The following is an 11,057-nucleotide window of genomic DNA, read 5'->3' as shown; positions in this document are numbered from 1 at the left end:
CAGGCAACCGACATCTCGGCGCTGGAGAAGGGCGGCGCGGTCAAGCCGGGCTGGCAGACCGCCTTCCCGAACGGTGCCTCGCCCTACTATTCCTTCCCCGCCTTCCTGGTGCGCAAGGGCAACCCGAAGGGGATCAAGGACTGGGGCGACCTGGCGCGCGACGACGTGCAGGCGGTGTTCCCGAACCCGAAGACCTCCGGCAACGCCCGCTACACCTACCTCGCCGCCTATGCCTGGGCGCTGAAGGCCAATGGCGGCGACCAGGAGAAGGCGAAGGCCTTCGTCAAGACCGTGTTGTCGCATGTGCCGGTGTTCGACACCGGCGGGCGCGGCGCCACCACCACCTTCGTCGAGCGCGAGACCGGCGACGTGCTGATCACCTTCGAGGCCGAGACCCGCGGCATCCAGAAGGAATATGGCGACCGCGGCTTCGAGGTGGTGGTGCCGCCGACCAGCCTGAAGGCCGACTTCCCGGTGGCGGTGGTCGACAAGGTGGCCGATGCCCGCGGCACGGCCGAGGTGGCCAAGGGCTATCTCGACTTCCTGTACCAGCCGGGGGCCCAGGAAATCCTGGCCGAGCATTTCTACCGGCCGACCCTGGCCGAGGTCGCGACGAAGCACGCCGACCAGTTCCCGGCGGTGACGCTGGCCACGGTCGACGAGGTGTTCGGCGGCTGGGACAAGGTGAATGCCGAGCATTTCGTCTCCGGCGGCATCCTCGACACCGTGTTCGTGAACCAGTGAGCCGACGCGCCCGATGACCAGCGTCGCCCTCGCCTCCCCCCGTCCCGCCCGGCGCCGGGTGCTGCCTGGATTCCGGCTGACGCTGGGTTGCACGCTGGTCTATCTGGTGCTGATCGTGCTGCTGCCGCTGGGCGCGCTGGCGCTGAAGGCGGCCAGCCTCACCCCGGCCCAGTTCCTGGCCATCGTCACCTCGCCGCGCGCCCTGGCCAGCTACGAGGTGACGCTGGGCATGGCGCTGGCCGCGACGCTGTTCAACGGCGTGGTCGGGCTGCTGCTGGCCTGGGTGCTGGTGCGCTACCGCTTTCCCGGCCGGCGCCTCTTGGACGCCATCGTCGACCTGCCCTTCGCCTTGCCGACCGCGGTGGCCGGCATCGCCCTGACCGCGCTGTTCGCAAAGAACGGCTGGTTCGGCGCGCCACTGGCCGCCATCGGCATCCCGGTCGCCTACACCCCGCTGGGCATCGCCGTGGCCATGGCCTTCACCAGCCTGCCCTTCGTGGTGCGCAGCGTGCAGCCGGTGCTGGAGGATCTGGACGAGGGCGTCGAGGAAGCCGCCCGGACGCTGGGCGCCGGCGACTGGTCGACCCTGCGCCATGTGGTATGGCCGGCGATCCTGCCTGCCTTCCTGGCCGGCTGCAGCCTGGCCTTCGCCCGGTCGCTCGGCGAGTTCGGCGCCGTCATCTTCATCGCCGGCAACCGGCCGATGCAGACCGAGATCGCGGCCCTGCTCGTGTTCATCCGGCTCGAGGAATACGACTATGCCGCCGCCGCGGCGCTGGCGCTGACCATCCTGGCCGCCGCCTTCCTGCTGCTGCTGGCCACCAACCTCCTCCAGGCCCGGTTCCTGCGCCATGTCGATCGCCGTTGACCGCGACCCGGCGGTGGTGCCGGTGACCGAAGCCGCCGCCAAGGCCCGGCCGCGGCGGTCGCCCCGCATCGGCGAGGGGCGCTGGACCCGGCGCATCCTGATCGGCCTGGCCCTGCTGGCCGCTGGCCTGGTGCTGGTGGCGCCGATCGTGGTGATCTTCGCCCAGGCCTTCTCCGCCGGCCTGGCGGTCTTCGCCCGCAACATCGGGCAGAGCGAGACGCTGCACGCCATCGGTCTGACCGTGACCACGGCGCTGATCGTGGTGCCGGTCAACACCGTGTTCGGCATCATGGCGGCCTGGGCGATCGCCAAGTTCCAGTTCCGCGGCCGGCGCCTGCTGACCACGCTGGTCGAGATCCCGTTCTCGGTGTCGCCGATCGTCGCCGGCGTCGTCTACCTGTTCCTGTACGGCGCCAACGGCCTGTTCGGCCCCTGGCTGCAGGACCAGGGCATCCGCCTGATGTTCACGCCCGTGGCGATCGTGCTGGTCAGCCTGTTCGTGACCTCGCCCTATGTGGCGCGCGAGCTGATCCCGCTGATGCAGGCGCAGGGGCGCGACGAGGAGGAGGCGGCGGCGACGCTGGGCGCCAATGGCTGGCAGACCTTCTTCCGGGTCACCCTGCCGAACATCAAATGGGCGCTCTTGTACGGCGTGGTGCTGTGCAACGCCCGGGTGATGGGCGAGTTCGGCGCCGTCTCGGTCGTCTCCGGCCATATCCGCGGCCAGACCAACACGCTGCCGCTGCAGATCGAGCTGCTGTACAACGACTACAATGCCGTCGGCGCCTTCGCCGCCGCCTCGACCCTGGCGCTGCTGGCCCTGGTGACGCTGGCCGCCAAGGCGCTCGTCGAGCGGCACAGCCGCCGCGCCGGCTGGCCGGGACATTGATCCCGAGGGACCCGCGTCCACATTGATGGCAGCCCCGGGCGTCGGATCGCCGCAGATCCGGCCGGCCGTCACCATTGTGTCAACCAACCGGCCTAGTCTGGCGCCGCCGCAACGATCAACGGAGCCTCAGCATGGCACCGCGCCCCCTCGCCCTGTCCGTGGCCGCCCTCGGCCTCGTCTGCGGGGCGCTGACGCCCGCGCTCGCCCAGGACGCGCCGCCGCCGAGAATGACGCCGCTCGTTGGCGAGCTGCTGCCGACCGGCCAGCGCCTGACCCCGCAGGCGATGCCCGGGTCGAAGCTGGAATCGCTCAACCCCAACCTTCCCGGCCTGCCCGACTTCACGGCCGGGCAGGCCTCGGCGATGGCGCTGTCGCCCGACGGCACGACGCTGCTGATGCTGACCTCGGGCTACAACCGCAATGTCGGCCCGGATGGCAAGCCGGTCCCCGAGCTGTCGACGGAATACGTGTTCATCTACGACGTGTCGGGCCCGCTGCCGGTCAAGCGGCAGGTGGTGCAGGTGCCGAACACCTTCCTCGGCATCGCCTGGGCGCCGGACGGCCGGCGCTTCTTCGTCTCCGGCGGCGTCGACGACGTGGTCTACGACTACGCGTTCGCCCAGGGCAAGTTCGCGCTCGCCGGCACCGTCGCGCTCGGCCACAAGGCGGGCGTCGGCGTCGACGGCACCAAGCCGGAGGCGGCAGGCCTTGCCGTCTCGCCGGACGGCAAGCAGCTCCTGGTCGCCAACTACCAGAACGATTCGGTCAGCCTGATCGATACCGCCGGGCACAAGGTGGTGGCCGAAGCGGATCTGCGTCCCGGCGTGATCGACCCCGCCAAGGCCGGCCAGCCGGGCGGCACCTATCCGAACCTGGTGGCCTTCGTCTCCGACGGGAAGGCCTATGCCGCCAGCCAGCGGGACCGCGAGCTGATCACTCTCGATGTCCGCCCGGACGGCCTCACGGTCGCCGGCCGCCGGGCCGTCGAGGGCCAGCCCTCGGCGATCATCCTCAACCGGCAGCGCAGCCGCGCCTATGTCGCGCTCGACAACACCGACCGGGTGGTCAGCGTCGACACCGGGACCGACAAGGTGATCGAGGACATCGCGACCGCCGCGCCGACCGAGGTCTGGCTCAACCCCGAAGGGCTGCACGGCGCCAACGCCAACGGGCTGGCGCTGTCCGGCGACGGGCTGACGCTGATCGCCACCAATGGCGGGATCAACGCCGCCGCGGTGATCGAGCTCGGCGAACCGTCGATCGACCCGGAGGCGGCCGAGGCGGCCAAGGACGCCAGGGCGAAGCTGGACGATGACGGCGACGAGATCGAGGAAGAGGGCAAGCTGCCCCAGGCGTCCCACGTGATCGGCCTGCTGCCGACCGGATGGTATCCGACCGCGGTGGCGGTGCGCCCGGACGATGCCCGCATCTACATCGCCAACGGCAAATCCAATGCCGGCCCCAACCCGCTTGCCTGCCGCAACACGCTCGCCCCGGAGAAGGCGGCGCTCACCCCCTGCAAGCAGGCCGACCAGTATGTCTGGCAGCTGGAGAAGGCCGGGCTGCTGACGCTGCCGGCGCCCCGGCCGCGCCAGCTCGCCGAGATGAGCTGGCAGGTCGCGGTGAACAACAACTTTCCCAGCGTCGCCGGCCATGACAGCCGGTCCGAGACGATGGCGTTCCTCCGCACCAAGATCGATCACGTGATCTATGTGGTGAAGGAGAACCGCACCTATGACCAGGTGCTGGGCGACCTGCCGGTCGGCAATGGCGACCCCAGCCTGACCCTGCTGCCGCAGCCGATCACGCCGAACCACCATGCGCTGGCGCTCGGCTTCGTCACGCTCGACAATTTCTACGACAGCGGCGAGTCCAGCAACACCGGCTGGAACTGGACGACCGCGGCCCGCACCACCGACTTCACCGAGCGCACCTCGCCGGTCAACTATGCCGGGCGCGGCCTGCAATATGACTGGGAGGGCCTCAACCGGGGTATCAATATCGGCCTGGCCAAGCAGGACGAGCGCGAGGAGGCCAATCCCGCGACGCCGCACGACCCCAATGTCCTGGCCGGCACGGCCGATGTCGCCGCGCCCGACGCGCCGGAGGAGGCCGATGCCGGCGAGGCCGGCACCGGCTATCTCTGGGATGCGGCGCTGCGGGCCGGGCTGACCGTCCGCAACTACGGCTTCTACGGCGACGGGTCGCGCTACGAGCCCGCCCATCCCAATGCGCTGTCGGCCGAACTGCGTGACCCATTCGGCTCGAAGACCCAGGTGTTCTTCCCCGACAAGCCGTCGCTGGCGCCGCACAGCGACCCCTATTTCCGCGGCTACGACCAGAAGTTTCCGGACGCCTATCGGGTGGACGAGTGGGAGCGCGAATTCGACGGCTTCGTCCAGTCAGGCAAGCTGCCGAACCTGACGCTGCTGCGCGTCTCGCATGACCATTTCGGCGATTTTGACAAGGCGGTCGACGGGGTGAACACGGTCGAGACTCAGATGGCGGACAACGACTACGCCGTCGGCCGGATCGTCGCCAAGGTGGCGGCCAGCCCGTTCGCGAAGTCGACCCTGATCTTCGTCATCGAGGACGACGCCCAGGACGGCGCCGACCATGTCGACGCCCATCGCTCGATCGCCCTGATCGCCGGGCCCTATGTGCGCCGCCATGCTGTTGTGTCGGAGCACTACACCACCGTCAGCCTGCTGAAGACCATCGAGGCGGTGCTCGGCCTGCCGGCGCTGGGGCTCAATGACGGGCTGGCCGAGCCGATGGCCGAGGTGTTCGACCCGCGTGCCGCCGACTGGACCTATCAGGCGATCGTGCCGGAGGTGCTGCGGACCACCCGGCTGCCGCTGCCGCCGCGCGGCCCGCAGAAGGCCGAGGCCGGCGGCTGCTTCACCCAGCCGATGCGCAGCGCCGCCTATTGGCAGGCGGTGATGAAAGGCCAGGATTTCGAGGAGGAGGACCACCTCGACACCGCGCGTTTCAACGCCGCGCTCTGGCATGGTCTGAAGGGCGACAACGCGGCGCTGCCGGGCCGCAGCGGCGCCGATCTGAGCGCCGGCCGCAACACGCTGCTGGCAGCCTTCCGCCGGGAGAACGGCTGCCGCGACTGATCGGCGGCGGGCCGTCCCGGCGGGGCGGCCCTCAACCGATCCGCGGCGTCATCCGCTCGCGCATGAAGGCCATGTACTTGGCCTCCGAGGTCTCGCGCCGGGCCCGGACCAGCGGCTTGATGTCGTCGGTGGCGACATAGCGCAGCTGGTCGGTGCCGTCGGTGGCGGCGGTCCAGATCACCTCGGCCACCTCCTCGCTGGTGGCGTCGGCGCGCGAGGCGCGCAGCCCGGCGAAGATCGCCATCGCGCCCTCCAGGAAGGGACGGTAGTCCGGCAGTTCGGCCGAATGCCCCGCCTCGGCGGCGCTGCGCTCGCCGAAGCTGGTCTTGGTGACGCCGCCAGGCTCGACGATCTTCACCGCGATGCCGAGCGACCCGAGCTCGTAGGACAGCGCCTCGGAGAAGCCCTCCAGCGCGAATTTCGAGGCGCAGTACAGCGAGATCATCGGCAGGGTGAAGACCCCGGCGCCGGAGCTGATGTTGACGATCGTCCCGGCCCGGTTGGCGCGGAAATGCGGCAGCAGGGCGCGGGTCACGTCCATGACGCCGAAGACGTTGACGTCGAACTGCTCCTGGATCTTGTCGCGCGGCGCGGCCTCGAACACGCCGAACAGGCCAAAGCCGGCATTGTTGACCAGCACGTCGATGCGGCCGAACCGCGCGATCGCCTCCGCCACCGCGGCATCGATGCTGGCCGGGTCCTGCACGTCCAGCCGGGTGACGAGGACGTTGTCGCCGAGCGCGGCCAGGCTCGCGCCCGCTTCGGGCCGGCGCATGGTGGCCACGACGTTCCAGCCGCGCGTGGCGAACAGGCGGGCCGTGGCCTCGCCGAAGCCGGTGGAACAGCCGGTGATGAGAACGGTGCGGGTCATCGGGATCTCCTGAATGAGCCCTCGATATGCCCCCGCCTCTCTGATGTGATAATCCGCTCAATCTCGGATGAGTTGATGAAGGCAGCCGGATAATGGCCGACCTCGCTTTGACCGAACTGACCGCGCTGGGGGCCGTCGCGACCCATCGGAGCTTCCGCGCCGCGGCGGCGGAACTGGGGCTGTCGCCCTCCTCCCTCAGCCACATGGTCGCCAGCCTCGAGCGGCGGCTGGGCGTGCGGCTGTTCAACCGCACCACCCGCAGCGTCGCGGTGACCGAGGCGGGCGAGCAGTTCCTGGCCCGGATCCAGCCGGCGCTGCGCGAGATCGCAGAGGCGGTGGAGACCGTGAACCGGTTCCGCGACACGCCGGCGGGACTGTTGCGGCTGAACAGCTCCGAAGGCGGTTCGGCGCGGATCCTTCCGGTGGTGCTCGACTTCATGGCCGCGTATCCGGAGATGCGGGTCGACCTGGTCACCGAGGGCCGGATGATCGACATCGTCGCCGCCGGCTTCGACGCCGGCATCCGCCTGGCCGAAGCCGTGCCGCAGGACATGGTCTCGGTGCCGCTGGGCATCGATGAGGCGATGATCGTGGTCGCGGCGCCCGGCTATCTGGCAGCGCGCGGCGTGCCTCGGGCGCCGGCCGACCTGTTCGGCCATGACTGCATCCGCGCCCGGCTGCCGAGCGGTGCGATCCTGCGCTGGGAGTTCGAGCACCAGGGCGAGGAGATCCGCATCGACCCGCCCGGCCGGCTGACCATCGGCAGCCCGGAGCTGAGCCAGCACGCGGCGCTGGCCGGCGCCGGCCTGGCCTTCGTCAGCGCCCGCACGGCGGCGGCGGATCTGGAGTCAGGCCGGCTGCGCCAGGTGCTGGCGGACTGGACCCCGTCCTTCCCCGGCCTGTGCCTCTACTACCCGCGCCAGCGCCTGCCCTCGGCCGGGCTGCGGGCCTTCATCGCGCACTTCCAGAAGGCGAGGAAGCAGCGCTGACCGCCCTTCCCGTCATGGCGAGGCGCGCAGCGCCGTGGCCATCCAGGAGCCGGTGCGAGCCGCCCCTGGATGGCCACGCCCCTTCGGGGCTCGCCATGACGGTTTGGAGTTGGCGAGGTCTGTCTACTAGGCCGGCGTCAGGACGTGAATGGCCCGGTCGGCGATCAGGTCCTTGGTGCGCTCGCCATAGGCCTTCATGTGCGGGGCGACGGAATGCGCCTTCAGCGCCTCCGGGCTCTCCCACTTCTCGACCACGACGAAGGTGTCGTCGCCGAAGCGGGCCGGGCTGCCTTCGGCATCCACCGCCGGGCCGTATTCGATGCAGCCCTGCTCGGCATGGACCTCGGGGATGATCTTGCGGAACTCCGCCAGCAGGACGGCGCGCTGGCCGGGCTTGGCGGTCAGCAAGGCGATGACATGGATCACGTCGAGACTCCGTCGTTTTGTCCGATCTTATCGCCCTGCCCGGCCGGACCGCCAGCCCTCGGACGGCGGGCGGCAGCGATTCAGCGGCCCAAGGATTCGTCCGATGTTTTCGACGAATACAGAAAGGATTCAGGCCGTCACCAGGTCGACCGCGAACGCCGCCGGCTGGCGCAGCGTCTGGTAGACGACGCAGTAGCGCTCGGTCAGCTTCAGCAGGGTGGCGCGCTGGTCCTCGGTCAGGTCGCCCTCGACCGCGAAATGCAGACGGATGGCGCGGAAGCCGACCGGGGCATCCTTCGCCACACCCAGCGTGCCGCGGAAATCGAGATCGCCTTCGGCCGAGACGGTGCCGCCGGTGATCGGCAGGTTCAGCGCCGTCGCCACCGCCTTCAGCGTCACCCCGGCGCAGGCCACCAGCGCCTCCAGCAGCATGTCGCCGGAGCACAGCGACAGCCCGTCGCCGCCGGTCGCCGGGTGCAGCCCGGCCTCGGCCAAAGCGCGGCCGGTCTCGACCTTGCAGGTCACCCCCTCCTCGCCCAGCCGCCCCTTGGCGCGCAGGGTGACCAGGGCGGCATCCGGCGCCTCGCGATACTTGTCCTTCAGCGGCGCCTGCAGGGCGCGCAGCGAATCCGCATCCATGGTGATCTCTCAGATCGTGACGGGCACGGCCGAAGCGCGGGCCCCTGCGGCGCCCGCATCGCGGCCGGCCGCCGCATCGCGCGGCGGCGCCAGGGAGGATAGCACGGCCTCGCGCAGGCGCAGCAGCTCCGGCGCTCCGGCGCGTTCGGCTCGCGGCAGCGCCACGGCGATGTCGGCGGCGATCCGGCCCGGGCGGCCGGCCAGCACCACCACGCGGTCGGCCAGGGCCAAGGCCTCGTCGATGTCGTGGGTCACCAGCATCAGCGTCGGCTGCAGCCAGTCGCGAATTTCCAGCAGATGGCGGTGCAGGTCGCGCCGGGTAAAGGTGTCGAGCGCGCTGAACGGCTCGTCCAGCAGCAGCACCTTCGGCCGGGCCACCAAAGCGCGGGCGATGGCGACGCGCTGGGCCATGCCGCCGGACAGCTGGCGCGGCCAGGCATCGGCGAAGCCCGACAGCCCGACCCGGGCGATCGCCTCCGCCGCCAGCCGCGCCGCCTCGGCCCGCGGCAGCCGGCCGAGGCCGAAGCGCACATTGGCCTCGACCGTCAGCCAGGGCATCAGCCGCGGCTCCTGGAACACCACGCCAACATCCTCGCCCGGCCCGTCCACCGGGTGGCCGGCGACCGACAGCGCGCCGGCCGAGGCCCGCTCCAGCCCGGCGATCAGGCGCAGCAGCGTGCTCTTGCCGCAGCCGCTGGCGCCGACCACGGCGACGATGGCGCCGGATTCGACCGCCAAGTCGATGCCGGCCAGGGCGTCCAGCCCGGTCGGATAACGCTTGGCGACGCCCTGCAGCGACAGCATGGTCACGCCCCTTCCGGACGGAAGCCGTCCTGCCAGCGCACCAGCCGGGCGCCGAGCGCGGCCAGGGCCATGTCGGTCAGCTTGCCCAGCACGGCGAACAGCAGGATTGCGGCCAGGATGGTGGCCGGGCGGCCGGTCATCTGGCCGTCGACCAGCAGGTAGCCCAGGCCCTTGCTGGCGCCCATGAACTCCGCCGCCACCACGAACATCCAGCCGAGGCCGAGGCCGCCGCGCAGGCCGGTGATGTAGGTCGGCAGCGCCGCCGGCAGCAGGATGCGGCGCACCAGGTCCCAGGTGCCGAAGCGGTAGATCCGCCCGACCTCGACCAGCTTGCGGTCGACCGAGGCGATGGCGCCGGCCAGGGTCAGGTAGACCGGGAAGAACACGCCGACCGCGATCAGCAGCACCTTCGGCGTCTCGAAGATGCCGAACCACAGGATGAACAGCGGCACCCAGGCGATCGACGGGATGCTGCGCAGCGCCTGGATGGTCGGGTCCAGCAGGCGGCGGGCCAGCGGCCACACCCCGGTGGCGGCGCCCAGGACCGTACCGGCGGCGGCGCCGAGCAGAAAGCCCCACCAGACCCGCCACAGCGTCACCAGGATGTGGTCCAGCAGCACGCCGCGCGCCGCCAGGTCGCCCAGCGTCTTCAGGATCTGCGACGGCGGCGGCAGCAGGTGGGTGGAGACGACGCCGAGCGCGGCCAGCACCTCCCACCCCAGCGCCAGCCCGACCGGCAGGATCAGCCCGACCGCGACGGTGCCGAGCGCGCCGGCGGCCCTCGGATCGCGGAGTCCGGTTGCGGTCGCGGCGGGGTCGAGGCTGGCCATGGCTACTGCGCCAGCGCGGTCTTGAAGCGCGCGTCGAGCAGCGCGTCGACCGTGGCCGCGACATCGACCCCGGACTCGATCACCCCGGCCTTCTGCAGCGCCACCCCGGCGGCCAGGATGGTGTCGCGCTTCGGCGCGTCGATCGCGGGGCCGGACAGGTCGGTGCGCTCCAGCTGTCTCGCCGCCGCCGCGTCGGTCAGGCCGGCGGCCTGGACCAGGGCGGCGCGCAGCTCGTCCGGATGGGCCAGGGCGTAGGTCCTTGCCCGCTCATAGGCGCGGATCACGGTCTCGACGACCTCCGGATGGTCGGCGGCGAACTGCTCGTTCACGTTCAGCACGCCATAGGTGTTCAGGTCGGGCTTGCGGTAGAACAGCCGCGCCCCCTGCTCCAGCTCCGCCTGCGCCATCATCGGGTCCAGCCCGGCCCAGGCGTCGACCTGCTTCCCGATCAGCGCGTTGCGGCCGTCGGCATGCTGCAGCAGCACCACCTCGATATCCTGCTCGGTCAGCCCGTGATCGGCCAGGGCGCGCAGCAGGAAGATATAGGGGTCGGTGCCGCGGGTGACCGCCACGCGTTTGCCCTTGAGATCCTCGACCGACCGGACCGGGCTGTCGCCATTGGTCACCAGCGCGGTCCATTCCGGCTTGGAGTAGGAATAGACGGCCTTGATCGGGCTGCCGTTGATCCGGGCCAGCAGCGCGGCGGCGCCGGCGGTGGAGCCGAACTGGACGCTGCCGGAGTTCAGGAACTCGATCGCCTTGTTGCTGCCGGCGCTCTGCACCCAGGTCACCGACACGCCCTGCGGCTTCAGCGCCTCCTCCAGCCAGCCCTTGTCCTTCAGCACCAGGCTGACCGGGTTGTAATAGGCCCAGTC

11 protein-coding genes are annotated in these 11,057 nt (G+C 70.7%); 5 read left to right on the top strand and 6 right to left on the bottom strand.

Annotated elements, in window-relative coordinates:
• The 4 genes from ABDW35_RS22610 to ABDW35_RS22595 all read left to right on the top strand — a co-directional run.
• A partial coding sequence (locus ABDW35_RS22610) for a sulfate ABC transporter substrate-binding protein (protein WP_343716140.1) occupies positions 1-744 on the top strand: 744 nt, incomplete at its 5' end.
• A gap of 13 nt (positions 745-757) precedes the next feature.
• Positions 758-1,612, top strand: coding sequence for a sulfate ABC transporter permease subunit CysT (cysT, locus tag ABDW35_RS22605; protein ID WP_343716139.1), 855 nt, complete (start codon positions 758-760; stop codon positions 1,610-1,612).
• Positions 1,596-2,501, top strand: coding sequence for a sulfate ABC transporter permease subunit CysW (gene cysW, locus ABDW35_RS22600; RefSeq protein ID WP_343716138.1), 906 nt, complete (start codon positions 1,596-1,598; stop codon positions 2,499-2,501). The genes cysT and cysW overlap by 17 nt, the downstream gene beginning before the upstream one ends.
• Positions 2,502-2,632: 131 nt before the next feature.
• The gene (locus tag ABDW35_RS22595; RefSeq protein ID WP_343716137.1) at positions 2,633-5,623 is read left to right on the top strand and encodes a bifunctional YncE family protein/alkaline phosphatase family protein; all 2,991 of its coding nucleotides are present in this window, start codon (positions 2,633-2,635) and stop codon (positions 5,621-5,623) included.
• A 31-nt stretch (positions 5,624-5,654) separates the two neighbouring features.
• On the opposite strand, the gene ABDW35_RS22590 is transcribed toward ABDW35_RS22595, so the two are convergent.
• A complete protein-coding gene (locus tag ABDW35_RS22590) occupies positions 5,655-6,494 on the bottom strand; it encodes an SDR family oxidoreductase (RefSeq protein ID WP_343716136.1) in 840 nt (279 codons plus the stop codon).
• Between the two features lie 92 nt (positions 6,495-6,586).
• Between ABDW35_RS22590 and ABDW35_RS22585 the strand changes: the two genes are divergently transcribed.
• Positions 6,587-7,483 carry a LysR family transcriptional regulator gene (locus tag ABDW35_RS22585; protein WP_343716135.1) on the top strand — a complete coding sequence of 299 codons (897 nt, stop codon included), beginning with the start codon at positions 6,587-6,589 and terminating at the stop codon, positions 7,481-7,483.
• Positions 7,484-7,609: 126 nt separating this feature from the next.
• Here ABDW35_RS22585 and ABDW35_RS22580 read toward each other — a convergent pair whose 3' ends face one another.
• The 5 genes from ABDW35_RS22580 to ABDW35_RS22560 all read right to left on the bottom strand — a co-directional run.
• A complete protein-coding gene (locus tag ABDW35_RS22580; RefSeq protein WP_343716134.1) occupies positions 7,610-7,909 on the bottom strand; it encodes a putative quinol monooxygenase in 300 nt (99 codons plus the stop codon).
• A gap of 129 nt (positions 7,910-8,038) precedes the next feature.
• Entirely contained in the window at positions 8,039-8,548 is a 510-nt protein-coding gene (locus ABDW35_RS22575) for an OsmC family protein (RefSeq protein WP_343716133.1), read from the bottom strand.
• 9 nt (positions 8,549-8,557) lie between these two features.
• Positions 8,558-9,352, bottom strand: coding sequence for an ABC transporter ATP-binding protein (locus ABDW35_RS22570; RefSeq protein ID WP_343716141.1), 795 nt, complete (start codon positions 9,350-9,352; stop codon positions 8,558-8,560).
• Between the two features lie 2 nt (positions 9,353-9,354).
• Positions 9,355-10,182, bottom strand: coding sequence for an ABC transporter permease (locus ABDW35_RS22565; RefSeq protein ID WP_343716132.1), 828 nt, complete (start codon positions 10,180-10,182; stop codon positions 9,355-9,357).
• A 2-nt stretch (positions 10,183-10,184) separates the two neighbouring features.
• Positions 10,185-11,057, bottom strand: an 873-nt coding sequence (locus ABDW35_RS22560) for an aliphatic sulfonate ABC transporter substrate-binding protein (RefSeq protein ID WP_343716131.1), incomplete at its 5' end; no start/stop codon positions are given.

This window comes from Inquilinus sp. (genome assembly GCF_039594555.1).
Classification (GTDB): Bacteria; Pseudomonadota; Alphaproteobacteria; order DSM-16000; family Inquilinaceae; genus Inquilinus.
This window is presented reverse-complemented; position numbering and strand designations above follow the sequence as displayed.

Bases quoted from the DNA above. Each gene is read 5' to 3' on its own strand.
- cysT (WP_343716139.1), top strand. From the start codon at position 758: ATGACCAGCGTCGCCCTCGCCTCCCCCCGTCCCGCCCGGCGCCGGGTG.
- cysW (WP_343716138.1), top strand. From the start codon at position 1,596: ATGTCGATCGCCGTTGACCGCGACCCGGCGGTGGTGCCGGTGACCGAA.
- ABDW35_RS22595 (WP_343716137.1), top strand. From the start codon at position 2,633: ATGGCACCGCGCCCCCTCGCCCTGTCCGTGGCCGCCCTCGGCCTCGTC.
- ABDW35_RS22590 (WP_343716136.1), bottom strand. From the start codon at position 6,494: ATGACCCGCACCGTTCTCATCACCGGCTGTTCCACCGGCTTCGGCGAG.
- ABDW35_RS22585 (WP_343716135.1), top strand. From the start codon at position 6,587: ATGGCCGACCTCGCTTTGACCGAACTGACCGCGCTGGGGGCCGTCGCG.
- ABDW35_RS22575 (WP_343716133.1), bottom strand. From the start codon at position 8,548: ATGGATGCGGATTCGCTGCGCGCCCTGCAGGCGCCGCTGAAGGACAAG.
- ABDW35_RS22570 (WP_343716141.1), bottom strand. From the start codon at position 9,352: ATGCTGTCGCTGCAGGGCGTCGCCAAGCGTTATCCGACCGGGCTGGAC.
- ABDW35_RS22565 (WP_343716132.1), bottom strand. From the start codon at position 10,182: ATGGCCAGCCTCGACCCCGCCGCGACCGCAACCGGACTCCGCGATCCG.